We start from the raw sequence: 25,345 nt of genomic DNA, 5'->3' as shown, positions 1-25,345 counted from the left end.
CTCAGCCGAGGCGATCGATCATCGGCTGGGTGATCAGGCAGACGCCCTTGTCGGTGCGGCGGAAGCGCTGCGCGTCCGCCTCTGGGTCCTCGCCGACGATCAGCCCGTCGGGGATGATCACGCCGCGGTCGAGCACGACCTTGCTGAGCCTCGCACCTCGGCCGATGTGGCAGTAGGGCAGCACCACCGCCTCGTCGAGCGACGAGAAGCTGTGCGCGCGCACCCCGGTCGACACCAGGCTGCGATGCACGTTCGAGCCCGAGATGATCGTGTCGCCCGCGATCAGGCTCGACACCGCCTGGCCGCGCCGGCCCTCGATGTCGTGGACGAACTTGGCGGGCGGGGTGAGCTCCGAGTACGTCCACAGCGGCCACTCGCGATCGTACAGGTCGAGCTGCGGCACCACGTCGGTGAGGTCGATGCTCGCTTCCCAATAGGCGTCCACCGTACCGACGTCGCGCCAATAGGCGGCGGGCTCCTCGGGCGAGCGGACGCAGCTGGCCGAGAAGCGGTGCGCGTAGGCGTTCCCGTTCTTCACCAGGTACGGGATGATGTCCTTGCCGAAGTCGCGCGCCGACCCTTCCGTCGCGGCGTCGCGGCGCAGCTGGTCGATCAGCAGCCGCGTGTGGAAGACGTAGATGCCCAGGCTGGCGAGCGCCAGGTCGGGCTGGCCGGGGATCGAGGGCGGGTCGGCCGGCTTCTCGACGAAGTCGATGATACGATCCTGCTCGTCGACGTGCATCACGCCGAACGCGCTGGCCTCATGCCGCGGCACCTCGAGGCACGCCACGGTCACGTCGGCACCGCTGTCGCAGTGCTGCCGCAGCATGATCTCATAGTCCATCTTGTAGATGTGATCGCCCGCCAGGATCACCATGAACTCGGGCGCGATGTCCTGGATGATGTCGATGTTCTGGTAGACCGCGTCGGCGGTGCCCTCATACCATTGGAACTCGCTGATGCGCTGCGAGGCGGGCAGGATGTCGAAGCTCTCGTTGCGCTCGGGGCGCAGGAAGTTCCAGCCGCGCTGCAGGTGGCGGATCAGCGAGTGCGCCTTGTATTGCGTTGCAACACCGATCCGCCGGATACCCGAATTGATCGCGTTGGAGAGCGCGAAATCGATGATCCGGCTCTTGCCGCCGAAATAGACGGCTGGTTTCGCTCGCGTATCGGTAAGTTCCTTGAGCCGGCTGCCACGGCCGCCGGCCAGAACATAGGCCATCGCGTCGCGCGCCAGCGGCTGACCTCTGCGTTCGTCCACGTCAGACTCCTCTCTGTATCGTCTTTACTGCCGCGCATCCGCCGGTTAGGTTCGGAACGCTCGAGCAGATTCCGCGTTGCTCAGTCAGTGATGGCGTATCAAGGAACGACAATGATAAGAGAGGATCTGCAATGGATCGCGCATATCCGTATCGTTCGCCCGACGGTCTGATCCGCGGGTTGATGACGGCCATTATTCCCTCGATCCTGGCCTGGGCCATGATCATCGCGGTGCTCACGCGGCTCTTCTGACCGCGGCTCACCCTTCGAACTCCAGCATCACGGTCGCCAGCGGCGGCAGGGTCACATCAGCGAAACCCGCCGCCGCGACGACGCCACCGAGATTGCCGAGACCCGATCCCCAATATTCCTGCGCGTCCGAGTTGATCAGCTCGCGCCAGCGCCCCTCGAGCGGCAGCGGCACGCGATAGGGCATCCGCGCCACCGGGGTCATGTTCACGATCACCGCCACGGGCGGCGCACCCGGCGCGCGCCGCAGCCAGGCGAAGACCGAGTTCTCCGCGTCATCGCCGATGAGCCACTCGAAGCCCTCCACCTCGCAGTCGCGCGCGTGCAACGCCCGCCGCTCGCGGTAGACCTTGTTGAGATCGCGCACGAGCTTGCGCACCCCGTCGTGCGCGGACGAGTTGGTCAGCGCCCAGTCGAGCGCGCGCTCCTCGCTCCACTCCTGGCGCTGCGCGAACTCCTGCCCCATGAACAGCAGCTTCTTGCCGGGATAGCCCCACATCATCGCGTAATAGGCGCGCAGATTGGCAAACTTCTGCCAGTCGTCGCCGGCCATCTTGGTGAGCATCGAACCCTTGCCGTGCACCACCTCGTCGTGGCTGATCGGCAGGACGAAATTCTCGCTGAAGGCGTAGACCAGCCCGAAAGTGATGTTGTGGTGGTGGTGGCGGCGGTGGATCGGGTCGCGCGCCATGTACTGGAGCGTGTCGTGCATCCAGCCCATGTTCCACTTGAAGCCGAAGCCGAGCGCGCTGGCCGCGCCCTCGTCATAGGCGGGCGTGGTGACACCGGGCCAGCTGGTCGATTCCTCCGCCACGGTGATCACGCCGGGGTGGCGCGCGTAGACCGCCTTGTTGGTGGCGCGCAGGAAGTTCACCGCTTCCCAGTTCTCGCGCCCGCCCTCGGTGTTGGGGATCCACTCGCCGGCCTTGCGCGAATAGTCGCGGTACAGCATCGACGCCACCGCATCCACGCGCAGCCCGTCGACATGGTAGCGCTCGGCCCAGAACAGAGCGTTGTTGACGAGGAAGGCGGACACCTCGCGCCGCCCGAAATTGTAGATCGCGGTGTTCCAGTCGGGGTGGTAGCCCAGCCGCGGGTCCTGGTGCTCGTACAAAGCGGTGCCGTCGAAGTGCGCGAGCCCGTGCGCGTCGGTCGGGAAGTGCGCCGGCACCCAGTCGAGCAGCACGCCCAGCCCGGCGCGGTGCGCGCCGTCGACGAAGCGCGCGAACCCCTCGTGGTCGCCGAAGCGCGCGCTCGGCGCGAACAGGCCGGTGGTCTGATAGCCCCAGCTCGGATCATAGGGATGTTCCGAGATCGGCATGAACTCGATGTGCGTGAAGCCCATCGCCACGGCATAGGGGATCAGCCGCTCGGCGAGCTGGTCCCAGCTGAGATACCAGCCGTTCTCGTCGCGGTCCCAGCTGCCGGCGTGGACCTCGTAGATGCTGATCGGCACGCGACGCGGATCGATCGAGGCCCAGGCGTCGCGGTGCGCCGCGTCACCCCACTCGTGCGTCGGCGGCGCGGTGGTGAGCGAAGCGGTCTTGGGGCGCAGTTCGGCGGCGAAGGCGTACGGGTCGGCCTTGAGCGGCTGCTTCACGCCGTCGGGGCCGGTGATCGCATATTTGTAGGCGCGGCCGGCGCCGATGTCGGGGAGGAAGATCTCCCACACGCCGGTGTCGGCGCGCAACCGCATGCCGTGGCGTCGCGCGTCCCAGTCGTTGAAGTCCCCCACCACCGCGACGCGCCGCGCGTTGGGCGCCCAGACCGCGAAATGCACGCCGTCGGCACCCTCGTGGTGGAGCAGGTGCGCGCCGAGCTTGTCGTAGAGGCGGAAGTGCGTCCCCTCGTTCATCAGCAGGTCGTCGACCGGGCCGAGCACGGGGCCGAAGCTGTACGGGTCGGTCACCCACCATTCCGCCCCGCCGCCGCGCGCGCGATAGCGCAGCGGCTGGGGATCGCCCGCGATCACGCCCTCGAACAGCCCGCGGTCGTCGACGCGCTCGATCGTGCCGAGCGGCGCCCCCGCGAGCGTGTGCGGCTCGGCGCTCTCCGCGCCCGGGATCCAGGCGCGCGCGAACGTGCCACCCGGCCCGGCATGCGCGCCGAGCAACGCGAAGGGATCGGCGCTGGTGCCGTCGAGCAGCGCGTCGATCGCTGCCGCCGGCGGTCTCACAGCACGCCCCAGATCTCGCGCGCATACTCGCCGATCGTGCGGTCGGACGAGAACCAGCCCATGTTGGCGGTGTTGCGGATCGCGCTGCGCTGCCAGCCGTCGCGATCGCCCCAGCGGCGGTCGACCTCGCGCTGCGCGGCGGCATAGGCGTCGAAGTCGGCCGCGACCATGAACCAGTCGTGGTCGTACAGGCCGTTCATGAGATCGCGGTAGCGGTTCGGGTCATCCGGGGAAAACACGCCAGAGGCGATCGCGTTCACCGCCTGCGCCAGCTCCGCCGAATTTTCGATCATCGCGCGCGGCGCGTACCCGCCGGCGCGCTTGGCCGCGACCTCCTCCGCGGTCATCCCGAAGATCACGATATTGTCGGCGCCGACATGGTCGCGGATCTCGATGTTGGCGCCGTCGAGCGTGCCGATCGTCAGCGCGCCGTTGAGCGCGAACTTCATGTTGCCCGTGCCCGAGGCCTCCATCCCCGCGGTCGAGATCTGCTCCGACAGATCCGCGGCGGGCACCATCCGTTCGGCGAGGCTGACGTTGTAGTTCGGCAGGAACGCCACCTTGAGCAGCCCGCCGATGCTGGGATCGCCGTTGATCCGCCGCGCCACGTCATTGGCCAGCTTGATGATCAGCTTGGCGTTGACGTAGCTCGACGCCGCCTTGCCAGCGAACAGCTTGACGCGCGGGGTCCAGTCGCGCTCGGGATGGCTGCGGATCTGGTCGTACAGCGCCACCGTCTCGACCAGGTTGAGCAGCTGACGCTTATACTCGTGGATGCGCTTGATCTGGACGTCGAAGATCGCGTCGGGGTCGAGCCGCAGGCCGACGGTGTCGCGGACGTGCTCGGCCAGCGCGACCTTGTTGGCGCGCTTCACCGCGGCGAACTTCTCGCGGAAGCCCGCGTCCTCGGCGAAGGAGGCGAGCGCGGGCAGCTTCTGCGCGTCGTCGGTGAAATCGGGCCCGATCGCCTCCGCGATCAGCGACGTCAGCGCGGGGTTGCAGCCCTGCAGCCAGCGCCGCGGCGTGATGCCGTTGGTCTTGTTGTTGATCCGGTCGGGGTAGAGGCGGTGGAGGTCGGCGAAGACGGTCGACTTCATGAGCTGCGTGTGGAGCGCCGCCACGCCGTTGACGCTGTGCGCGCCGGCGAAGGCGAGGTTGGCCATGCGCACGCGGCGCTCGCCGCCCTCGTCGATCAGGCTGATCGCGGCGATGGCGCGGTCGTCGATCCCCTCGGCCGCGCGCGCCTCGCGCAGCAGCTTGGCGTTGATCGCGTAGACCAACTGCATGTGACGCGGCAGCAACCGCTCGAACAGCGGCAGTGGCCAGCTCTCCAGCGCCTCGGGCAGCAAAGTGTGGTTGGTGTAGCCGAAGGTGGCGCGGGTGATCGCCCAGGCCGCGTCCATGTCGAGCTCGTGGTGATCGACCAGCAGCCGCATCAGCTCGGCCACCGCCACCGCGGGATGGGTGTCGTTGAGCTGGATCGCGGCGCGATCGGGCAGCGTGCGGATGTCACCGAAGTACTGGATGTGGCGGCGGACGATGTCCTGGATCGACGCCGAGGAGAAGAAATATTCCTGGCGCAGCCGCAGCTCCTGCCCCGCCGCGGTGGAGTCGTTGGGGTAGAGCACGCGCACCAGGCTCTCGGCGCGGAGCTGGTCCGCCATCGCGCCCTCGAAGTCGCCGCGGTTGAAGGCGTCGAGCTTGAACGGGTCGAGGCTGCGCGCGGTCCACAGCCGGAGCGTGTTGACGCGCCTGCCGCGCCAGCCGACCACGGGCGTGTCGACCGCGACCGCCTCGACCGCCTCGCCGGGCTGCCAGTGGACCCGCCCGGCCTCGTCGCCGGTCACCTCGCCGCCGAAGCCGACGAAATAGGCGCTCTCGCGCCGCTCGAACTCCCAGGGATTGCCGTGCGCCAGCCAGGTCTCGGGCAGCTCGACCTGCCAGCCGTCGTCGATGCGCTGGCGGAACATGCCGTTCACGTAGCGGATGCCGTAACCGTAGGCGGGCAGGTCGAGGGTCGCGAGGCTCTCCATGAAGCAGGCCGCGAGCCGGCCGAGGCCGCCGTTGCCGAGCGCGGCGTCGGGCTCCAGCTCCTCGATCGCGGCGAGGTCGACGCCCAGCTGGCGCAGCGCCTCCCCCACCTCGTCGCGGTGGCGCAGGTTGGCGAGCGTGTCGCGCAGCAGCCGGCCGATCAGGAACTCTAGGCTGAGATAATAGACCCGCTTGGCGCCCGCGGCGTGCGCCTCCTTGGTGGAGGCCATCCAGCGCTCGATGATCTCGTTGCGCAGCGTGAGGATCGTCGCCTCGAGCCAGTCGTGCGGACGCGCGGCGCGCTCGTCCTTGCCGATGCGATGGACGAGCGTGTCGATGATGGCGAGCGCGAGCGGCCCGCGCTCGCTGACGTCGGTGGTCGCGGTCAAGTGTCTGGCCCCCGGGCGATGATGTCGGTGCGGACCCTAACCGCGCGGCGCCGCGGTGGCTATGTCCGAGATGGCGCCGTGATCGGGCCGACCGCGGTACGCCTGCACGTCGAGCGCGGCGCCGAGCAGGAAAGCGTAGACGCTGATCCACAGCCAGGTGAGCACCACGATGATCGCGCTGAGCGAGCCGTAGGTCGCGCCGTAATTGCCGAAATTGGCGACGTAGAGACTAAACCCGACGTTGGCGAGCAGCCACACCGCGGTCGCCACCACCGTTCCGGGCGTCGCCCAGCGCAGCCGCGCGCCGGGGCGATACGGCCCGAAGCGGAACAGCAGTGACGCGCCGGTGACGACCAGCACCGCGAGCGCGATATAGGTCGCGATCCGGATCACCACCAGCACCACCGCCGGGAACCAGGGGATCAGCGTGCCGATGAACGCGGCCAGCGCGCTCGCGGCGATGCCGGTCAGCACCAGCACCACGCCGGCGAGCACGATCGCGAAGGAGGTGAGCGTCCAGGTGACGAAGCTGCGCTTGTCCTTAACCTCATAGGCGACGTTGAGCGCGGTCATCATCGAGGTGGCGGCCTTGCTGCCGCCGTACAGCGCGATCGCCAGCGCCAGGATGATGCCGAGCCCCTTCTTGCCCTGCGAGCCCGATACCACCGTGTCGAGCTGCTGGCCGATCAGGACGGCGACGTCGCGCGGGAAAGCGGCGAACAGCGCGCGGATATCCTCCTGCACCGTCTGGGCGTCCGCGAACAGGCCATAGCCCAGCACCGTCACGGCCAGGATCGGCGCGATCGAGGAGATGATGTAGAAGGCCGCACCCGCCGCGATCAGACCGAGATTATCGTCGTTGGAGGCGGTGTACGCGCGCTTGAGCTGGCCCCACCAGTCGGCGCGGAAGGAGCGCCACAGGTCGGCGGAAGAGAGGTCGACTCGCATTATCCCGGGCAACGCCGCAGCGCGGCGGAGGGTCCGTGGAGAATTGTTGCGCGAGGTAGAGCGGTTGAAGGGGGCTGATTGTCGCTTCGAGCCGCTCGCCTGGGGACCGCACCCGATGGCGACCCTAGGCCCCTCTTCCTTGTACGTCATCCCCGCGAAGGCGGGGATCCAGACGCGCGAACGTCGCGCCTCATGACGAGACGTCAGCGTGTCTGGATTCCCGCCTTCGCGGGAATGACGGAGGAAGAGGAGCGGGAGCGATCACTGTCGTGCCCCCCGCCCCCTCACACGGTGAAGCTCTCCCCGCACCCGCACGCGCCCTTGGCGTTGGGATTCGCGAAGACGAATCCAGCGGTGAAATCGTCCTCGACCCAGTCCATCGTCGAGCCGATCAGGTAGAGCAGCGACGCGCCGTCGACGAACAGCACGCCACCCGGCGTCTCGATCCGCTCGTCCATCGCGCTCGCCGCCTCGACATAGTCGACCGAATAGGCCAGCCCCGAGCAGCCGCGCCGCGGCGTCGACAGCTTCACCCCGATCGCGCCGTCAGGCGCCTTGCGCATCAGCTCGGCGATGCGCGCCTCGGCGCTCGCCGTCAGGTTCAGCGCGGCGGGGCGCGCGCGCAGGGTGGTGGCCATCACAGCATCCCCAATTCGAGCTTGGCGTCGTCCGACATCTTCTGCGGGTCCCACGGCGGGTCCCACACCAGGTTGACATCGGCGAAGGCGATCCCCGGCACCGCGGCGACGCGCATCTCCACCTCGCCCGGCATCGACTCGGCGACGGGGCAGTGCGGCGTGGTCAGCGTCATCGTCACCGTCGCCTGCCCGGCGTCGGTAACCTCGACCGCGTAGATCAGGCCCAGGTCGTAGATGTTGACCGGGATCTCGGGGTCGTAGATCTCCTTGAGCGCGTCGATCACCCCCTCGTACAGCGCGCCGCCGGGCTCGTGCGGCGCCTCGCCGCCCGCGGGCTGCTGCGCCAGGAAGCCGGCGAGATAGTCGCGCTGCCGCCCCTCGCCGCCCGCGGGCTCGACCGCGTCGGACACCTTGGCGCGCGGCGGTGCCTGCACCGTCTCGACTTCCTCGACCTTGATCGGGTCGCTCATCGTCCCTCGTCCCTATCCAAAACCGTCATCCGAAGATCCGGGCCACGCGCTCGATCCCCGCGGCCAGCGCGGCGACGTCATCGGGGCCGTTGTACACGCCGAAGCTGGCGCGCGCGGTCGCCTCGACACCCAGCGCCGCCATCAGCGGCTGCGCGCAGTGATGGCCGGCGCGGATCGCCACCTTCGACTCGTCCAAGATGGTGCCGATGTCGTGCGGATGCACCCCCTCCATCGCGAAGGAGACGATCCCGGCGCTGTCCGCCGGCCCGAGCACGCGCACCGAGTTGATCCGCGCGAGCACCTCGCGCGCCTGCGCCACCAGCGCGGTCTCGTGCGCGTGGATGCGCTCGAGCCCGATCCCCTGCACATAGTCGATCGCGGCGGCGAGCCCGAGCGCGCCGACGATGTGCGGCGTCCCCGCCTCGAAGCGGGTCGGCGCGGGCGCGTAGGTGGTGCGCTCGAACGACACGCGGTCGATCATCGAGCCGCCGCCCTGGTAGGGCGGCATCGCGTCGAGCAGCTCCCGCCGGCCCCACAGCACGCCGATCCCGGTCGGGCCGTAGAGCTTGTGCCCGGAGAAGACGTAGAAGTCGCAGCCGAGCGCGCGCACGTCGACCGGCAGCCGCGCCACCGCCTGGCAGCCGTCGATCAGGATCGTCGCGCCGGCCGCGTGCGCGAGCTCGCTGGCGCGGCGCACGTCGAGCGTCGCGCCGAGCACGTTCGAGACATGCGCGAGCGCGACGAGCTTGTGCTCGGGGCGGAGCATGCGCGCCATGGCGTCGAGGTCGATGCGCTGGTCGGCGGTGAGCGGGACGACGTCGATCGCCGCGCCGACCCGCTCGGCCACCATCTGCCACGGCACGATGTTGCTGTGGTGCTCGAGCGTGGAGAGCAGGATGCGGTCGCCGGCCTTGAGGCGCGTGGCGGCGAAGGACTGGGCGACGAGGTTGATCGCCTCGGTCGCGCCGCGGACGAAGACGATCTCGTCGGCTGTGGCGTTCACGAAGCGTGCGACGGTCTCGCGCGCGGCCTCATAGGCGAGCGTCATGTCGGCCGAGCGCTGGTACACGCCGCGGTGGACGGTGGCGTAATCGGTATCGTAGCCGCGCGTGATCGCGTCGATCACCGCGCGCGGCTTCTGCGCCGTCGCGGCGGTGTCGAGATAGGCCCAGCCCGCGGGGATGGCGGGGAAATCCGCGACGACGTCGAGCGGGCGCGCGGCGGGATCGGCGGTCAGGACGGTCATGCGCGCTCCCCAATGTTGAGTAAGTTGAGTCGGGAGGAAGGTGCGGGGCGCGCGGCCCGACGCGCCACGATCGTCACCCCGGACTCGTTCCGGCGCCCACCCTGCCCTGCACTCTCAGGCCGCTGGCGGCGCGGACCGGTGGATCCCGGAACAAGTCCGGGATGACGGTTGGGGGTGGGATGAGCGTCGCTGCCCTCGCGAATGTTGCGAATGTCATATCGGGAGGACGGTGCGGGGCGATGCGAAACCGCCACCCGACGCGCCCTCCCCGTCACCCCGGACCTGTTCCGAGGCCTATCGTTCCGCACACTCTCAGTCCCATGGAGACGCGGACCAGTGAATCCCGGGGCAAGTCCGGGATGACGGGTGGAGGTGAGGCACGGCCCGCTCGCCTCGTGAATGTTGAGTCGCCCGCGCCCCACGCGCGCGCCGGCGTTCGAGGACAAGGGAGTCGCCACCCCCGCCCCTTCGCACCGGACGCGCGCGTAGGACAGTGTCACAGCGCGCGCTCCAGCCAGGCCGCGGCATCCGCCGCGAACGCCGCGCGCACCGTCTCGTCGGCGATGCGGTCGAGCGCGTCGGCGACGAAGGCATGCGTCAGCAGCGCCTTGGCGCGCGCCGCCGGGATGCCGCGGCTCTGCATGTAGAAGAGCGCGCGCGCGTCGAGCTCGCCCACGGTCGCGCCGTGCGCGCATTTCACGTCGTCGGCGAAGATCTCCAGCTCGGGCTTCAGGTTCACCGTCGCGGTGCGGTCGAGCAGCAGCCCGCGCAGCGACTGCTCGCCGTCGGTCTTCTGCGCGTGGCGCGCGACCTCCACCGCGGCGGCGAGGCTCGCCTGCGACTGGTCCGCCGCCACCGCGCGCCACAATTGGTGCGACTGGCCATTGGGCTCGGCGTGGCGCACGCGCACCGCGCATTCCTGCTGGAGCCGGTCGCGGGTGAGCAAGGCGCCGCCGAACTCGGCATAGCCGCCCTCGCCCGCCAGCGTCAGCGCGGCGTCGACGCGCGCGCCCTGGTCGCCCGCGGCGAGCACGGTCCCGGTGAAGCTCGCCGCCTGGCCCAGCACGATCTCGTCGCGCAGCGAGACGAAGCCCGCCGCCTGGGTCAGCCGCACCGCGCGCGACAGCCGCGCGCCGCGCCCGAGCCGGACACTGGTGGCGCGGTTCGACCAGCCCGCGCCGACGAAGGTCTCGACCAGGTGCGCGACCGCGTCGTCGCCGAGCTCGATCACGGCACCGAGGTGGTTCTCCGCGCCGGTGGCGACGTGGACGACCTGGACCGGATCGGCGACCGCCCGCGGGTCGAGCCGGAGCGTCCAGCCGCGCGCGGCGCGGCGGCCGAGCGGGTGGTCGCTCGTGGCGATCGCGCCGACGCTGACGCGGTGGAGCTCGCTCGCGCCTTCGTCCAGCTCACCGTCGACGAACAGGAGCTTCGCGCCCGGCAGGTCGAGGAACTGCGCGTCGGGGCGCGCGACGGGGGCGAGCGCGGCGGCCGCGGCGATCCCGCCGAGATCGGCCCAGCGCCACGCTTCCTCGCGGTTGGAGGGGAGGTCGAGCACGCTCATGCGGCATCCTCCTGGACGCTGGCCACCGTGTTCCTGCGCTCGCAGGAACCCAGGGCCGCAGACGCCATCGCTCGTGACCCTTGGCTCCTGCGTGCGCAGGAGCACGCCATCGCCCTCGCCCGGCCCCGCGTGAACCCCGTCATCACGCCGCCACCTCGGCATAGCCCTCGCGCTCGAGCTGCTGCGCCAGCTCCGGCCCACCGGAGCGCGTGATTCGCCCGTCCGCCAGCACGTGGACGCGGTCGGGGCGGACATAGTCGAGCAGCCGCTGGTAGTGGGTGATCAGCAGCACCGCCTTGTCGGGCCGGCGCATGATGCGGTTGATGCCGTCGCCGACCACGCGCAGCGCGTCGATGTCGAGGCCCGAGTCGGTCTCGTCGAGGATCGCGAACTGCGGATCGATGATGCCCATCTGCACCATCTCGTTGCGCTTCTTCTCGCCGCCCGAGAAGCCGACGTTGACCGGGCGCTTGAGCATGTCCTGCTGGAGCCCGAGCGCGTCGGCCTGCGCGCGCGCGACCTTGAGGAACTCCGCCCCCGACAGAGGCTTCTCGCCGCGGACCGCGCGCTGCGCGTTGAGGCTCTCGCGCAGGAACTGGACGTTCGACACGCCCGGGATCTCGACCGGATACTGGAATCCGAGGAACACGCCGGCGGCGGCGCGCTCGTGCGGCTCCTTCTCGAGCAGGTCCTCGCCGTTGAACGTGACCGAGCCCGCGGTCACCTCATAGCCGGGCCGCCCGCCGAGAACGTAGCCGAGCGTCGACTTGCCCGCGCCGTTGGGGCCCATGATCGCGTGGATCTCGCCCGCGTTCACCTCGAGCGTGAGACCCTTGAGGATCGGCTTGCCGTCGATCTCGGCGTGAAGGTTTTCAATCGTGAGCATCGTCGTTCCTGAAGCCCCTCCCCTGCAGGGGAGGGGTTGGGGTGGGTCGCCGCCGCGGGGGGACGGCTTGAGGCTGGGCGAGCAGCGTGGCGAGCACGCCGTCGAGGTTGCGCATCACGTCCGCGTCGGCGAAGCGGACGACGCGATAGCCGAGCGCGCGCAGGTCGGCGTCACGCGCCATGTCCGCGGCGGAGTCAGCATGGGTGTCGCCGTCGACCTCGACGATCAGCCTTGCCGCGGGGCAGAGGAAGTCGGCGATGTAGCGGCCGATCGCGGCCTGGCGCCGGAACTTGAAGCCGCCGAGCTGCGCGCGGGCCAACGCGGACCAGAGGCGCTTCTCAGGCTCCGTGGGGTTGTTGCGCAGGGCCGGGGCGTTCGCCTGAACGCCGGCGATAGCGTTCGCGGAGAAGCCCCACCCCCGCCCCCTCCCCTGAAGGGGAGGGGAGTTGAGGCGCCGGTTCTCGTCCCTCGGCGTCACCCCACGCTCCCCTCGAGCGAGATGCCCAGCAACTTCTGCGCCTCGACCGCGAACTCCATCGGCAGCTGCTGCAGCACCTCGCGCGCGAAGCCGTTGACGATCAGCGCCACCGCCGCCTCGGCGTCGAGCCCGCGCGACATCGCGTAGAACAGCTGGTCCTCGCTGATCTTCGAGGTCGTCGCCTCATGCTCGATCTGCGCCGAGGGGTTGCGCACCTCGATGTAGGGCACGGTGTGCGCGCCGCACTGGTCCGACAGCAGCAGCGAGTCGCATTGGGTGAAGTTGCGCACGCCCTCCGCGGTCGGCGCGACGCGCACCAGCCCGCGATAGGTGTTGTCCGACCGCCCCGCCGAGATGCCCTTCGACACGATCGTCGAGCGCGAGCCCTTGCCGAGGTGGATCATCTTGGTGCCGGTGTCGGCCTGCTGGCGGTTGTTGGTCACCGCCACCGAGTAGAACTCGCCGACGCTGTTCTCGCCCGCCAGCACGCAGCTCGGATATTTCCAGGTGATCGCCGAGCCGGTCTCGACCTGGGTCCAGCTCACCTTGCTGTTGCGGCCCTGGCAGAGCGCGCGCTTGGTGACGAAATTGTAGATACCGCCGACGCCGTTCTCGTCGCCCGGATACCAGTTCTGCACGGTCGAATATTTGATCTCGGCGTCGTCGAGCGCGACCAGCTCGACCACCGCGGCGTGGAGCTGGTTCTCGTCGCGCATCGGCGCGGTGCAGCCCTCGAGGTAGCTGACGTACGCGCCCTTGTCGGCGACGATCAGCGTGCGCTCGAACTGGCCGGTGTTCTCGGCGTTGATGCGGAAATAGGTGGAGAGCTCCATCGGGCAGCGCACGCCCTCGGGCACGTAGACGAAGGTGCCGTCGGAGAAGACCGCCGAGTTGAGCGTCGCGAAGTAATTGTCGCGCTGCGGCACCACCTTGCCGAGCCACTTGCGGACGAGGTCGGGGTACTCGCGGATCGCCTCGCTGATCGAGAGGAAGATCACCCCCGCCGCCTTGAGCTCCTCGCGGAAGGTGGTCGCCACCGAGACCGAGTCGAACACCGCGTCGACGGCGACCTTGCGCGCGCCCTCGACACCGGCGAGCACTTCCTGCTCCGCGATCGGGATGCCGAGCTTCTCGTAGGTGCGACGGATCTCGGGATCGAGCTCGTCGAGCGACGCGATCGTCTTCTTCTGCTTGGGCTCGGCGTAGTAATAGGCGTCCTGATAATCGATCGGCGGCACGTTGAGCTTGGCCCAGTCGGGCGCCTGCATCGTCTGCCACAGCCGGAACGCCTTGAGCCGCCAGTCGAGCATCCACTCGGGCTCGTTCTTCTTGGCGCTGATGTAGCGGACCGTGTCCTCGCTCAGCCCCTTGGGCGCGAAGTCCTGCTCGATGTCGGTGGCGAAGCCCCACTCGTACTTCTTGGCGACGGCCGCATGGGCCTCGGCGTTCTTCGTGGCCATGTTATGCCTCAACCTTCATCTGTTCGCGCGCGGGCGCGGCGGCGAGCGACGCGAGCGTCACCCCCGCGAGCGCGCCGCGGACCGCCTCATTGACCGCGTTCCAGTGCGGCTTGACCCGGCAATTGCCCTCGATTGCGCAGTCGTGCTCGGCGGCGTCGACGCAGGCGGTGAGCGCGATCCGCCCCTCCACCGCCTCGACCACGTCCGCCAGCGTGATCGTCGCGGGCGGGCGCGCCAGCCGGATCCCGCCGCCGGTGCCGCGCGTGCTGTCGATCAGCCCGGCCGCCGCCAGCCGGCTGACCAGCTTCTGCGCGGTCGGCAGCGGCACGCCGGTCTCCTCGGCGAGCAGCGTCGCGTTCATTCGCGCCAGCCCGCCGCAGTGGCGCGCGGCGGCGGTGAGCAGCACCACGGCATAGTCGGTAAGGCTCGAGAGGCGCATCGTCCCACATTCGGTAGTTGCGATCGACTCTCAAATCGGAGTAGATCGTTCCGATTGCCATGTGGCCGCCCGGCCGGGCGAAATCAACCGCGGTCGAGGTAAAAAAAGGGCCCGGCAGTGGCTGCCGGGCCCTTGAGGAAAGAACTTCCGTTCGGAAGCCCTTCGGGTCGCAGTCGCGTTATGCGCACGACTCGTCGCGCAAGGATTGGATAGATTCATCTCGCTCAAGTCGATTTTTTACAAGTCGACCGACTTGATCTCGCTTCGGGACGCGACGACAGACGCCACATGGCGATCTCCTCCCTCTTCCACCGCACCGCACTGGCGCTGCCGCCCGAGCGCGCACACGACGTCGCGCTCGGCGCGCTGGCGCGCTGGGGCGCGCTCGGCGGACCGCTGGGCGGCGCGATGCCGCGACTCACGACGCGGGTCGCCGGCGTCGACTTCCCCAACCCGGTCGGGCTCGCCGCCGGACTCGACAAGGACGCGCGCGCGGTCGCCGGGCTGATGCGGCTCGGCTTCGGCTCGGTCGAGGTCGGCACGCTCACGCCGCGCGCGCAGCCCGGCAACCCGCGGCCGCGGCTGTTCCGGCTGACCGAGGACCGTGCGATCATTAATCGCATGGGCTTCAACAACGGCGGTCTCGCCGCGGGCGTGGCGCGCGCCGCGGCGGCACGGCGGCACGGCGGCGTGCTCGGCATCAACGTCGGCGCCAACAAGGACGCGGCCGACCGCGTCGCCGACTATGTCGCGGGGGTGAGCGCGGCGGCGCCGGTCGCGGAGTACGTCACGATCAACGTCAGCTCGCCCAACACGCCGGGGCTGCGCGACCTCCAGCACGGCGCCGCGCTGGCCGAGCTGCTCGCCGCCTGCGTCGCCGCGCGCGGCACCACGCCCTTGTTCCTCAAGGTGGCACCCGACCTCGACGCCGCGCTGGTCGACTCGATCGCTCGCGCCGCGCTCGACGCGGGGGTGGACGCGTTGATCGTGAGCAACACCACGGTGAGTCGCCCGGCGCTGCACAGCGCGCACGCGGGCGAGGCCGGCGGGTTGTCGGGCGCGCCGCTGCGGTCGCTCGCGGCCGAGCGGCTCGCCGACTTCCGCCGCGCCACCGGCGGCGCGCTGCCGCTGATCGCGGTCGGCGGGATCGACAGCGGGGCGGAGGCCTATGCGCGCGTCCGCGCGGGAGCGAGCCTGGTGCAGGTCTATACCGCGCTGATCTACGACGGGCCGAGGCTGCCGCGACGGATCGTCGCCGAGCTCGCGGCGTGCCTCGCGCGTGACGGATTCGCGAGCGTGGCCGACGCGGTGGGGGCGTAATCCAAGATCCTCCCGTGCATGGGCAGGTGGCGGCGCCAAGCGCCGCCGGAGGGATACCGCCGGTGGTGAGTTCAGCGACATTCGCCCGCCGGGTCACCCCTCCGCCAGCGCTGACGCGCTGCCACCTCCCTTGCAAGGGAGGAAGTTACCTCCGTTACGCCTCCTCTTCCTCCTCCTCGTCGGCACCGAGCTCCTCGGTCAGCGCGGCGATGATTGCCTTGTTGAAGGCGGGGATGTCGTCGGGCTTGCGGCTGGTGATGAGATTGTCGTCGATCACGACCTCCTCGTCGACCACCTCGCCGCCGGCATTCTCTAGGTCGGTGCGGATCGACTCGAAACCGGTGAGCCGGCGACCGTCGATCACGTCGGCCTCGGCGAGCAGCCAGGGCGCGTGGCAGATCGCGGCGACGATCTTGTCCTCGTCCATGAAGTCCTGGACGATCTGCACCGCTTTCGCTTCGACGCGCAGCTTGTCGGGGTTGGCGACGCCGCCCGGCAGCACCAGCGCGTCGTAATCGTCGACCTCGACCTCGTCGAGCGTGAGGTCGGGCGTGGCGGTCTCGGCCTGGTTGATGTCCTGCTTCATCCCCTGGATCGGGTCGCGCTTGATCGAGGCCAGCGTGACGGTGACACCGGCGGCCTCCAGCGCCTGGCGCGGCTCGAACAGCTCCACCGTCTCGAAGCCGTCGGCGGCGAGCATCAGCACGCGGGCTTGCGACAGGTCGGCCATGGGAAATCTCCTGATAGGTGTCGGTTCGACGCGGTCCCAACCCCGTCGCAGGGCGCCCGTTCCGGAACGATGCGGCAGCCCGCGCATTTCCCGCGACATGAGCGTAGAAGCGGAGCGCACGACCGGGAACGGCTGCCATATCGTCTATTTCGACGACGGCGAGCCAGGCATCACGCGCAAGAAGACGCGGCACGGCGCCTGGGCTTATTACGACTCCGACGGCGCGCGAATCACTGACCGCGACGAGATCGACCGGCTCAACGCGATCGGCCTGCCTCCCGCCTATACCGACGCCTGGTTCTGCCCCGACCCGACCGGCCATATCCAGGCGGTCGGCTGGGACGAGAAGGGGCGCAAGCAATATCGCTACCATCTCGACTACCGCGCGCAGCAGGAAGCGGCGAAATACGACCTGTGCGCTCCTTTCGGCCGCGCGCTGACCAAGCTGCGCGCGCGCGTCGAGGCCGATCTCGACAAGCGCACCCACAGCAAGGAGCGCACCGTCGCCGCGATCGTGAAGCTGCTCGACATGGCGGCGCTGCGCATCGGCAACGAGACCTACGCCAAGACCAACAAGAGCTACGGCCTGACCACGTTGCGCGACCGCCACGCGCAGATCAAGGGCAGCACGCTGGCGCTCCAGTACAAGGCCAAGTCGGGCAAGATCCGCAAACTGCGTATCACCGACGGCAGCCTCGCGCGCTTCGTCAAGAAGTGCCAGGACCTGCCGGGGCAGAAGCTGTTTCAATACGTCGGCGACGACGGCGCGCCGCACGCGGTGACCTCGTCCGACGTCAATGCGTATCTCCGCGAGGCGATGGGCGATGGCTTCACCGCCAAGCATTTCCGCACCTGGGGTGCCAGCGTGGTCGCGTTCGAGGCGCTGGTCGAGGCACCCGCGCCGATCGGGCTCAAGACGATGCTCGAGCCGGTGGTGGAGCGGCTCGGCAACACGCCCGCGATCGCGCGCAAATCCTATGTCCATCCCGCCTTGATCGAGCTCGGCAAGGACAAGGCCGCGCAGGCGGCGTTCCGCCAGACGCTGCGGCTGCCCCGCGCCAGCCAGTATCTCACCCGCACCGAGCGCGGGCTGATCGCCTTCCTCGAGCAGACCGGTGCGTGCGAGTTGAAGGCGGCCTGAGATGAGCGACAGCAAGGCGGCGGCCAAGCCGGCCGTGTCGATCGACGCCGGTCGCGTCGGCGACCAGCTTCAGGCGCTGCTCCGCGCGAGCCTCACCTGGCTCCAGCAGCATTGGCTGCAGATCCTGATCGCGCTCGGCATCGGCGTGGCGATCTCGCTGCTGCTGTTCTGGCTGCGCGCCTTCGGCCCGCGGCTGGCACGGCGCAGTGCCTCGGGCAAGGGCTGGTCGGCGGTGCTGGGGCGCGCGGTGGAGCGCACCAACGCCTTCTTCATCATCATGCTCTCGGCGCGGCTGGTGAGCGGCTATGCCGCGACCCCGCCCGAGCTCGACGCGACGATCGCCTTCCTGTTCAAAGTGGCGGTCACCTTCCAGGGCGCGATCTGGGCGCGCGAGCTGATCCTCGGCGCGATCGAGCACCGCACCCGCGGCGAACATTATACCGGCGAGGCGCTGATGAGCGCGATGGGGCTGATCCGCCTCCTCGTCAGCGTCGCGGTGTTCGCGATCGCCCTGGTGGTGGTGCTCGACAATCTCGGCGTCAACGTCACCGGCCTGGTGGCGGGTCTCGGCGTCGGCGGCATCGCCATCGGCCTCGCCGCGCAGGGTATCTTCGCCGACCTGTTCGCCGCGCTGGCGATCATCTTCGACCGCCCGTTCCGCCGCGGCGACAAGGTCAGCTACGGCACCACCAGCGGCGTGATCGAGTCGATCGGGCTCAAGTCGACCCGCATCCGCTCCTTCACCGGCGAGCTGCGCATCATCTCGAACCGTAACCTGCTCGACAAGGAAATCCAGAACACCTCGCTGCGCGACCACATTCGCGTGTCGTACACGATCGGCGTCACCTACGAGACGCCGGCCGACACGCTCGCGCGCGTGCCCGCGATCCTCACCGAGCTGGTCGAGGCGGAGGGTGCCAAGGTGGCGCGCTGCGGCTTCGAGACGTTCGGCGCGTCGAGCCTCGACTATGCGCTCCAGGTCGACACGCCCGGCGACGACTGGGCGACCGCGCACGCCACGCGCGACCGGCTGATGGTGGCGATCATCCGGCGCTTCGCCGCGGAGAAGATCGGCATCGCCTACCCCACGCAGACCACCTATACCGCCGCGCCCGACGGGACACTGGTGATGCCCTACGCGGAGGTGGCGCGGGGCTGAGGAGGGGAAAGTATAAGCCCCTCCCCTCCAGGGGAGCGGTTGGGGTGGGGCCTGTCCACCAACATCGCGCCCGCGGCGATGCCCCACCCCCAGCCCCTCCCCCTTCAGGGGAGGGGAGAAGCTAGCCCTCCAACTCCCTACACCCTTACTCCCCCGCCGGCGCCACGCCCACCAGTCGCGGCGCGTCGGCGACGAAGCGGTCGAGCACGCCGTCGGCCACCCTCACCGTGCCGTCGAACCGCGTCGCGCCGGGGATCGTCTTCACCGCCGCCGCCTGTGCCGCGAGCTGCCCCGCCGCGGCGAAGTCGCGCGACGCCGCCGCGCTGCGATCGAGCGCCGCGCCCAGCCCGGTCGCGGTGAGCTGGAGCGCGCGACCCCACAGAGCGGTCGCCTCGAGCCACGGTGCCGCCTGCGCCGCGAAGCCGGGGTCGGTCACGCCGGCACGGATCGTGTCGGGCGCCGCCGCCAGCGCGTCGGCGCGCGCCGCCAGCGCCGCGATCGCCTCGCGCCGCGCGCCGTCGTCGCCGTCCGCCAGCGCGAAGCGGACGCCGTCGAGCAGCGCCTTGAGCCGCGGCGCCTGCTCCTGCCAAGGCTGGCTGCCGAAGGTGGGGGCGAGATGCTGCGTGTCGAAGAAGTCGAGCAGCGCCGCCGCGGTGCGCGCGTCGCCGCCCGACAGCGCGTCGGCGGCGAAGCGCCAGCCCTGCGCCGGGTCGTAGCCGCGATCGTTCCACGCGAAGGCCGCGACCCCCGCCACCGCGACGCGGCTCGGCGCCTCCTGGTTCATCGGGTTGGAGAGGATGCCGCTCAGCTCGCCCGCCAGCCCGGCCTCGCGCCGCGCATAGGGCGCCAGCAGCAGCCGGCCGGTGGTCTGGGCATAGTCGTTGACCGGGTAATTGTCCCACAGCAGCGTCTTGCGCCCGAACGCGGTGGTCGCGGTCTTGGCGTCGCCAATCGAGATCGCGGGCGGCACCACGTCGGTGCCGGTCCACTGCACCACCACGCGCGGGTCGAGCTCGCGCCGCAGCGCGGCCTTGTAGGGCGTCTCTTTGGCGTCGTAATATTCGGTCGGCACCATGATCAGCGGCGGCGCGGCGCGGTCCTTCGCGACGAGGTCGCGCTGCACCGCGTTGAGCAGCCGCGCCTGCGCCGTGCCGGCCGCCGCCGCGCCCGAGGCGCCGAACGCCGCCTCGTCCTTGGCGCAGTTCCACTTCTTATACTCGATGTCGTCGAGCGCCACGTAGAAGCTGCGCACGCCGATACCGCGCAGCGCGTCGAACTTGCGCTCCAGCGCGGCGGCGTCGGCGGGCTCGGAGAAACACACCGTCGGCCCCGGCGAGATGGCGTAGACGAAGTTGACGTGGTCGCGCTTCGCCGCCGCGGCCAGCGTGCCCAGCTCGGCCAGCGTCGCCGCCGGATACGGCTCGCGCCAGCGGTCGCGCGCGTACGGATCGTCCTTCGGGCTGTAGACGTAGGTGTTGGCCTTGACGCTGGCGAGGAAGTCGAGGTGGCGGATCCGGTCCTCCTGCGTCCAGGGCTTGCCGTAGAAGCCCTCGATCGTGCCGCGGATCGGCATGGAAGGATGATCCTGGATCACCAGCCCCGGCACCTCGCCGCGCCGCGCGAGCTGGCGAAAGGTCTGCGCGGCGTGGAACAGCCCGTCGGCATCGTGTCCCGCCAGCGCGATCAGCCCGCCACCCGCGGCGTCGGGGCGCGCGGCGAGCGTATAGCCCTCGGGCCGGTCGTCCGCGGTGGCACCGGCGCGCGCGAGCGAGTCGCGCACCGCCGCGACGTCGCTCGTGCCGACGACGACGTGGAGCGTCGCCAGCGCGGCGGGCAGCCGGTTCGCGGTGGTGACCTGGGTGACGCCCGCGGCGGCGAGAGCGGCGCGCACCAGCGCCACCGTCTCGGGTGCGGTGCCGGGCGCGACCACGAGCACCGCGGCGCGGCCGAGCGCGATGCGGCCGCCGGTCAGCGCCATCGACGTGGGTGCGGGGAAGATCGCGGGGAGCGTCGGCACCTGCGCCGCGGCGGGCGCCGCCGCGGTGCCGGCGAGCGCGGCGGCGAGCCACAGGGAGCGAAGGGTCCGCGTGCGTGTCATGTCGCGCTCCGGTATCATGTTGGTATTATGGTTGTCTGGGTAGAAGGCACGCGACGGCTTCGCAAGCGGTGGCGTGGCACGGACGGCGGCCAGCGAGGCGATTAAAGGGCTGGTTAGAGCGCCATTCCCCCACTTCCTGCCGTCATCCTGAGCTTGTCTCAGGATCCACCGACCCGCGAATGCCGCGGCTGATCCTACGCGGCACGGTGGATCGTGAAACGAGTGCAGGATGACGCCGGTGAGAGGGTGGCGCTTCATCGGCCAGTGCTGCCAGTGCGACGCCGGCGCGGCCCCCAATCCTCCCGGCGGCGACCGCAGCGTGATGGCGCGCGCCCAACCGGCGAAGCCTGCGCCTACCCAGCCGTCCCGGCGACTGCCCGCGGCGGCGGCGGCGGCGCGCTCGCGGCGGCGACGGTGGCGGGGACGAGCTGGCCCGCGCGCCAGCGATCATAGGCGGCGAAGAAGTCGGTGAACGGCCGCTCCAGCGCCGCCAGCCGCTCCGCCGCGAAGCTCGGCAGCGTCGCCGCCGGCACCGTCGCGATCGCGCCCAGCGTGTCCGCCGCGCCGGCGCAGAAGGCGTCGCGCGCGAGGTCCTGCGCGAAGAAATTGTAGAGCCGCGTCATCTGGTCGTCGAACCGGTCCTGCCAGTCGCCGCCGCCGGCGCGATACTCGGCCTGGAGCGTCGCCTGCGCGTTGGCGAGCTCCGCCTTCCGCGCCGCGAGCATCGCATTGTACTGCGCGACGATCGTCGCCTCCTGCGCGCCGCGGCAGGCGAGCGCGGCGACGTTGAGCGCGCTGCGCAGGTGCCACAACGCGCCGGCGCCGCTGAGCGCGCGGTTGGGCGTGGGATAGCTGCCGTCGGGCAGGCGCGCGGGGACGTTCATCCCCGGGCGCGCGCCCGCGGGCAGCGGCGCGGGCACCATCGCGACGACCGGCGGTGGCGCGGCCGCGGCGGTCGGCGGCGGCGCGGCATGTCGCGCGCAGCCCGCGAGCAACGCGGCGATGAACAGCGCCCCGGTGATCGATGCGACGGGCGCGCTCTGCTGGAAACGCACGGTCGGGCCCCTTCTGTTATGTCCCCGCCCCGAGCGTACGCCCGGACCGCGCCCGCGCCCACGGCAGCACGATCCGCCTGCCCGCGGTTCGCGCCCAACCGAGTCGCTTTCGCGCCAGGGCGAGTCGCGCCCCGCTCAGGCCTCCTCGATGCGGCGCTCCTCCTCGGTGCGCAGGCTCATCTCGGTGAAGTCGAGCTCCTCCTGCAGCACCAGGAAGGAGTCCGCGCCCACCTCCTGCGCCTCGCGCAGTTCCTCGAGCCGCTCGCGCTGGCACGCCACCGCGGCGAGGCCGAGCTGACGCTTCTCCTCGCCCGCGCGCGCGTCGCTTCCCGCCCGCATCGCGTCGCGCTTGGTCGCGAGGCCGTAGCGCCAATGGTCCGCCGCCGCGCCGGGCGTGTCGCCGATCCGCGCCAACGCCGCCTCGGCCATTTCGACTCGCGCGCGCGCCAGCTCCTCGCCCAGCCCGTCGTCGCCGTCGAGCCCGAGCCGGCGCACCAGCGGCGCCAGCGTCATCCCCTGCACCACCAGCGTCGCCAGCACGACCGCGAAGGCGGTGAGCACGATCAGGTCGCGCTGCGGGAAGTGGCCGGGCAAGGCGAAGGCGGTGGCGAGCGTGACGATGCCGCGCATGCCGCACCAGCCCACCACCACGCTCTGCGCGAGCCCGGTGGCGGGGTAATCGCCGCGCAGCTTGGGGAAGTGGAAGGCGAGCCGGTTGTAGATCAGCACCCAGGCCATGCGGACGACGATCAGGCACGCCACCACCGCCGCGGCGAACACCGCCGCCTCGCGCAGCCGCTCGGGCACCATGCTGCCCACGATCGTGCGCGCCTGGAAGCCCATCAGCAGGAAGGCCAGCACGTTGAGCAGGAACACCGCGGTCTCCCACACCGCGAAGTCGTGCAGCCGCGCGCGCGGCGGCGTCACCAGCCCGGCCGAGCGCGCGATCGTCATCGCGAAGGTGACGAGGCACAGCACCGCGGAGAGGCCCAGCCGCTCGGCCACCAGCCAGGCGGCGAAGCCCGAGACGAACTGGAAGATGTTGCCGCTCAGCGTGCCCCAGACCAGCGGCTGGATCCGCTTCATCGCCAGCGCGAGCAGATAGCCGAGCAGCACCCCGCCGGGCACCGCGACGCCGACGCGCAGCGCCAGTCCGCCGTCGACCCCGCCGTGGCTCTCCACCAGGATCGCGGCGGTGTAGAGCAGCAGCGCGGAGGCGTCGTTGAGCAGGCTCTCGCCCTTGAGCACCGCGACGGTGCGGCGCGGCATGCGCACGCTGCCCGAGATCGCGGTGGCCGCGGCGGCGTCGGGCGGGGCGACGATCGCGCCGAGCGCGAGCGCGGCATAGACCGGCAGCCCCGCGAGCGCGACGCCGAGCCAGGTCACCGCGCCCGCGCTCAGCAGCACCGCCACCAGCGCGAGCGCGGTCAGCGGGCGCCAGAGCCGCATCACCGTGCCGACCGGGAAGTCGAACGCGGCGTCGATCAGGATCGGCGCGATGAACAGCGCCAGCGCGGTGTGCGGGTCGAGCGCGATCGTCGGCGCGCCGGGCAGCCAGGCGAGCGCCACGCCCGCGGCGGCGAGCAGCGCGGGGTACGGTATGCTGGTACGGCGCGCGAGCTGGAGCAGCAGCACCGCGACGCCGAGCAGCGCGAGCAGGCTCTCGAAGAAGGTCACGGCGCGCTCCCTGCCGCGCCGGCTCCCGTGTGGCGCGTCGAAGCAGCATGGCGGATCGCGCGCGGCGGCGCCAGCGGAGGGTGGCCTGCACCGCGCTCGCGGTCGCCCGTCCCCTCCTCGTTGGCGTCATCCTGAGCTCGTCTCAGGATCCACCGTGCCGCGAGCACCACCGGCGCATGGGAGCGCGGCGGGGTGGATCCTGAAACGAGTTCAGGATGACGCTATCGCGGGGATGGCACCCCCAGGCTCGCCCCCAAGCCCCTCACCAGAAGGTCGCGTACAGCGCCACCAGGATCAGCACGAGCGCCAGCGCGCCGACGTTGAACGCCGCGCTGGTGGCGTAGCCGACGTCGCCGGTGACGATCGTGTCGCGGTCGTCGCGCCGCGGCGTCGCCAGCGAGGCGCCCACCGCCAGCGCCAGCGCGATCAGGAACACCAGCCCCATCCGGTCCATGAACGGCAGCCCAGGCAGCAGCAGCTTGAACCCCCAGGACAGCAGCACCGAGGCGACCGCGGCGCTGATCGCGCCGGCCTCGTTGGCGCGCTTCCAGAACAAACCGAGCAGGAAGATGACGGTGATGCCCGGCGTGAAGAAGCCGGTGAACTCCTGGATGAACTGGAACGCCTGCTCGGACGAACCCACCAGCGGCCGCGCGGTGAGGATCGCGATCACCGTCGCCACCATCGCGGCGACGCGGCCGACCAGCACCAGCCGCGAGTCGTCCGCCGCGCCGTCCTCGGCCGCGGACGGGCGGCGCTTGAACTTGGCCCAGACGTCGAGCGTGAAGATGGTGGCGATCGAGTTGATCTTGGAGGCGGTGGAGGCGACGATCGCCGCCACCAGCGCGGCGAAGACGAGCCCGAGCAGCCCGGTCGGCAGCAGCCGCATCATCGTCGGATAGGCCTCGTCCGGCTTGGCCAGCCCGGGCGCGAGCACCACCGCGGCGATGCCCGGCAACACGATGATGATCGGCATCAGCAGCTTGAGGAAGGACGCGAACAGCACGCCCTTCTGCGCCTCCGCCAGCGACTTGGCCGCGAGCGCGCGCTGGATGATATATTGGTTGAAGCCCCAGTAGCTGAGGTTGGCGATCCACATCCCGCCGATCAGCACCGACAGGCCGGGCAGATCCATGTAATGCGGGTTGTCGCGCGACAGGATCATCTCGAAATGGTCGGGCAGCTCGCGCGTCAGCCGCGCGAAGCCCGCGGCGAGGCCGGCGCCCTGGCCCAGCTCGCCGAGCGTGAGATAGGCGATGATCAGGCCGCCGAGCACCAGCAGCGTCACCTGCACGATGTCGGTCAGCGCCACCGCCTTCAGCCCGCCCTTGAGCTGGTACAGCAGCGCGAAGGCGCCGAGCACGACGAGCGCGATGTTCTGGTCGACGCCCGCCACCTTGGTCACCGCGATCGAGCCGAGCCAGATGATGCTGGTGAGATTCACGAAGACGTACAGCGCCAGCCAGAACAGCGCCATCAGCGTCCGGATCGAGGGGCCATAGCGCCGCTCGAGGAACTGCGGCATCGTGTAGATCTCGTTGCGCAGGAAGATCGGCAGGAAGAACTTGCCGACGATCAGCAGCGTCAGCGCCGCCATCCACTCGTAGGACGCGATCGCCAGACCGATCGCATAGCCCGAGCCCGACATGCCGACGATCTGCTCGGCCGAGATATTGGCCGCGATCAGGCTCGCGCCGATCGCCCACCACGGGAGGTTCTTGGAGGCGAGAAAATAGTCGGTGGTGTTCTTCGGCCCGGCGCCCGCCTTATCGCGGCTGACCCATTGCGCCAGCGCGAAGATGAAGATGGCATAGGCGACGACCACCAGCACGTCGATCGTGGCAAGCTGCACCCGTGTCTCTCCCCCATCCGCCGCGCGTCGCGTGTCGCGCGCCGTTGTACGGCGCGCCGGGGCGCTGTCCAACACCTTG

The 25,345-nt window shown here is 70.4% G+C and carries 20 protein-coding genes; 3 read left to right on the top strand and 17 right to left on the bottom strand.

The window, feature by feature from the left end; all coding sequences use genetic code 11:
- Position 1: 1 nt before the first annotated feature.
- From glgC to FHY05_RS14560, 12 genes are all read right to left on the bottom strand, one after another.
- Positions 2–1,261 carry a glucose-1-phosphate adenylyltransferase gene (gene glgC / locus FHY05_RS14615; protein ID WP_183945194.1) on the bottom strand — a complete coding sequence of 420 codons (1,260 nt, stop codon included), beginning with the start codon at positions 1,259–1,261 and terminating at the stop codon, positions 2–4.
- A gap of 258 nt (positions 1,262–1,519) precedes the next feature.
- The gene (glgB, locus tag FHY05_RS14610) at positions 1,520–3,685 is read right to left on the bottom strand and encodes a 1,4-alpha-glucan branching protein GlgB (RefSeq protein WP_183945193.1); all 2,166 of its coding nucleotides are present in this window, start codon (positions 3,683–3,685) and stop codon (positions 1,520–1,522) included.
- Entirely contained in the window at positions 3,682–6,105 is a 2,424-nt protein-coding gene (locus tag FHY05_RS14605; protein WP_183945192.1) for a glycogen/starch/alpha-glucan phosphorylase, read from the bottom strand. Before FHY05_RS14605 ends, glgB begins: the two co-directional genes overlap by 4 nt.
- Positions 6,106–6,141: 36 nt before the next feature.
- Positions 6,142–7,053, bottom strand: a complete 912-nt coding sequence (locus tag FHY05_RS14600) for a YihY/virulence factor BrkB family protein (protein WP_183945191.1) — start codon at positions 7,051–7,053, stop codon at positions 6,142–6,144.
- 284 nt (positions 7,054–7,337) lie between these two features.
- Positions 7,338–7,691 carry an iron-sulfur cluster assembly accessory protein gene (locus FHY05_RS14595; protein ID WP_183945190.1) on the bottom strand — a complete coding sequence of 118 codons (354 nt, stop codon included), beginning with the start codon at positions 7,689–7,691 and terminating at the stop codon, positions 7,338–7,340.
- On the bottom strand, positions 7,691–8,161 hold the full coding sequence (locus FHY05_RS14590; protein ID WP_183945189.1) for an SUF system Fe-S cluster assembly protein: 471 nt from the start codon (positions 8,159–8,161) through the stop codon (positions 7,691–7,693). Before FHY05_RS14590 ends, FHY05_RS14595 begins: the two co-directional genes overlap by 1 nt.
- 25 nt (positions 8,162–8,186) lie before the next feature.
- Positions 8,187–9,407 (bottom strand): aminotransferase class V-fold PLP-dependent enzyme, encoded by a 1,221-nt coding sequence (locus FHY05_RS14585; RefSeq protein WP_183945188.1) that lies wholly within the window; start codon positions 9,405–9,407, stop codon positions 8,187–8,189.
- Positions 9,408–9,903: 496 nt separating this feature from the next.
- Positions 9,904–10,971 (bottom strand): SufD family Fe-S cluster assembly protein, encoded by a 1,068-nt coding sequence (locus FHY05_RS14580; protein ID WP_183945187.1) that lies wholly within the window; start codon positions 10,969–10,971, stop codon positions 9,904–9,906.
- A 142-nt stretch (positions 10,972–11,113) separates the two neighbouring features.
- Positions 11,114–11,857, bottom strand: coding sequence for a Fe-S cluster assembly ATPase SufC (gene sufC, locus FHY05_RS14575; RefSeq protein ID WP_183945186.1), 744 nt, complete (start codon positions 11,855–11,857; stop codon positions 11,114–11,116).
- Positions 11,844–12,335 carry an endonuclease domain-containing protein gene (locus tag FHY05_RS14570; protein WP_311732488.1) on the bottom strand — a complete coding sequence of 164 codons (492 nt, stop codon included), beginning with the start codon at positions 12,333–12,335 and terminating at the stop codon, positions 11,844–11,846. The genes sufC and FHY05_RS14570 overlap by 14 nt, the downstream gene beginning before the upstream one ends.
- A complete protein-coding gene (gene sufB, locus FHY05_RS14565; RefSeq protein WP_132909706.1) occupies positions 12,332–13,795 on the bottom strand; it encodes a Fe-S cluster assembly protein SufB in 1,464 nt (487 codons plus the stop codon). The genes FHY05_RS14570 and sufB overlap by 4 nt, the downstream gene beginning before the upstream one ends.
- Before the next feature lies 1 nt (position 13,796).
- Positions 13,797–14,234 carry an SUF system Fe-S cluster assembly regulator gene (locus tag FHY05_RS14560; protein ID WP_183945185.1) on the bottom strand — a complete coding sequence of 146 codons (438 nt, stop codon included), beginning with the start codon at positions 14,232–14,234 and terminating at the stop codon, positions 13,797–13,799.
- Between the two features lie 288 nt (positions 14,235–14,522).
- On the opposite strand from FHY05_RS14560, the gene FHY05_RS14555 reads away from it, so the two are divergent.
- Entirely contained in the window at positions 14,523–15,554 is a 1,032-nt protein-coding gene (locus FHY05_RS14555) for a quinone-dependent dihydroorotate dehydrogenase (RefSeq protein WP_183945184.1), read from the top strand.
- 154 nt (positions 15,555–15,708) lie between these two features.
- On the opposite strand, the gene FHY05_RS14550 is transcribed toward FHY05_RS14555, so the two are convergent.
- Positions 15,709–16,284, bottom strand: a complete 576-nt coding sequence (locus tag FHY05_RS14550) for a type 1 glutamine amidotransferase domain-containing protein (RefSeq protein ID WP_183945183.1) — start codon at positions 16,282–16,284, stop codon at positions 15,709–15,711.
- Between the two features lie 97 nt (positions 16,285–16,381).
- On the opposite strand from FHY05_RS14550, the gene FHY05_RS14545 reads away from it, so the two are divergent.
- Both FHY05_RS14545 and FHY05_RS14540 read left to right on the top strand, forming a co-directional pair.
- Positions 16,382–17,425, top strand: coding sequence for a DNA topoisomerase IB (locus tag FHY05_RS14545; protein WP_183945182.1), 1,044 nt, complete (start codon positions 16,382–16,384; stop codon positions 17,423–17,425).
- A gap of 1 nt (position 17,426) precedes the next feature.
- The gene (locus tag FHY05_RS14540) at positions 17,427–18,584 is read left to right on the top strand and encodes a mechanosensitive ion channel family protein (protein WP_183945181.1); all 1,158 of its coding nucleotides are present in this window, start codon (positions 17,427–17,429) and stop codon (positions 18,582–18,584) included.
- Between the two features lie 145 nt (positions 18,585–18,729).
- Here FHY05_RS14540 and FHY05_RS14535 read toward each other — a convergent pair whose 3' ends face one another.
- The 4 genes from FHY05_RS14535 to FHY05_RS14520 form a co-directional block, all read right to left on the bottom strand.
- Positions 18,730–20,682 (bottom strand): beta-N-acetylglucosaminidase domain-containing protein, encoded by a 1,953-nt coding sequence (locus FHY05_RS14535; protein ID WP_183945180.1) that lies wholly within the window; start codon positions 20,680–20,682, stop codon positions 18,730–18,732.
- Positions 20,683–21,035: 353 nt separating this feature from the next.
- Positions 21,036–21,737 carry a hypothetical protein gene (locus FHY05_RS14530; protein WP_183945179.1) on the bottom strand — a complete coding sequence of 234 codons (702 nt, stop codon included), beginning with the start codon at positions 21,735–21,737 and terminating at the stop codon, positions 21,036–21,038.
- A 135-nt stretch (positions 21,738–21,872) separates the two neighbouring features.
- Positions 21,873–23,414 carry a sodium:proton antiporter gene (locus FHY05_RS14525; protein ID WP_183945178.1) on the bottom strand — a complete coding sequence of 514 codons (1,542 nt, stop codon included), beginning with the start codon at positions 23,412–23,414 and terminating at the stop codon, positions 21,873–21,875.
- A gap of 262 nt (positions 23,415–23,676) precedes the next feature.
- On the bottom strand, positions 23,677–25,266 hold the full coding sequence (locus FHY05_RS14520) for a sodium/sugar symporter (RefSeq protein WP_183945177.1): 1,590 nt from the start codon (positions 25,264–25,266) through the stop codon (positions 23,677–23,679).
- Between the last annotated feature and the right edge of the window lie 79 nt (positions 25,267–25,345).

It is taken from the genome of Sphingomonas sp. BK580, from assembly GCF_014194975.1.
In the GTDB taxonomy this organism is placed as follows: Bacteria; Pseudomonadota; Alphaproteobacteria; order Sphingomonadales; family Sphingomonadaceae; genus Sphingomonas.
This window is presented reverse-complemented; position numbering and strand designations above follow the sequence as displayed.

Excerpts from the sequence above, each read along its gene's own strand:
- FHY05_RS14540 (WP_183945181.1), top strand. The coding sequence starts at position 17,427 with ATGAGCGACAGCAAGGCGGCGGCCAAGCCGGCCGTGTCGATCGACGCC.
- FHY05_RS14580 (WP_183945187.1), bottom strand. The coding sequence starts at position 10,971 with ATGAGCGTGCTCGACCTCCCCTCCAACCGCGAGGAAGCGTGGCGCTGG.
- FHY05_RS14535 (WP_183945180.1), bottom strand. The coding sequence starts at position 20,682 with ATGACACGCACGCGGACCCTTCGCTCCCTGTGGCTCGCCGCCGCGCTC.
- FHY05_RS14545 (WP_183945182.1), top strand. The coding sequence starts at position 16,382 with ATGAGCGTAGAAGCGGAGCGCACGACCGGGAACGGCTGCCATATCGTC.
- FHY05_RS14600 (WP_183945191.1), bottom strand. The coding sequence starts at position 7,053 with ATGCGAGTCGACCTCTCTTCCGCCGACCTGTGGCGCTCCTTCCGCGCC.
- sufB (WP_132909706.1), bottom strand. The coding sequence starts at position 13,795 with ATGGCCACGAAGAACGCCGAGGCCCATGCGGCCGTCGCCAAGAAGTAC.
- sufC (WP_183945186.1), bottom strand. The coding sequence starts at position 11,857 with ATGCTCACGATTGAAAACCTTCACGCCGAGATCGACGGCAAGCCGATC.
- FHY05_RS14550 (WP_183945183.1), bottom strand. The coding sequence starts at position 16,284 with ATGGCCGACCTGTCGCAAGCCCGCGTGCTGATGCTCGCCGCCGACGGC.
- FHY05_RS14595 (WP_183945190.1), bottom strand. The coding sequence starts at position 7,691 with ATGGCCACCACCCTGCGCGCGCGCCCCGCCGCGCTGAACCTGACGGCG.
- FHY05_RS14555 (WP_183945184.1), top strand. The coding sequence starts at position 14,523 with ATGGCGATCTCCTCCCTCTTCCACCGCACCGCACTGGCGCTGCCGCCC.
- FHY05_RS14560 (WP_183945185.1), bottom strand. The coding sequence starts at position 14,234 with ATGCGCCTCTCGAGCCTTACCGACTATGCCGTGGTGCTGCTCACCGCC.
- FHY05_RS14590 (WP_183945189.1), bottom strand. The coding sequence starts at position 8,161 with ATGAGCGACCCGATCAAGGTCGAGGAAGTCGAGACGGTGCAGGCACCG.
- FHY05_RS14585 (WP_183945188.1), bottom strand. The coding sequence starts at position 9,407 with ATGACCGTCCTGACCGCCGATCCCGCCGCGCGCCCGCTCGACGTCGTC.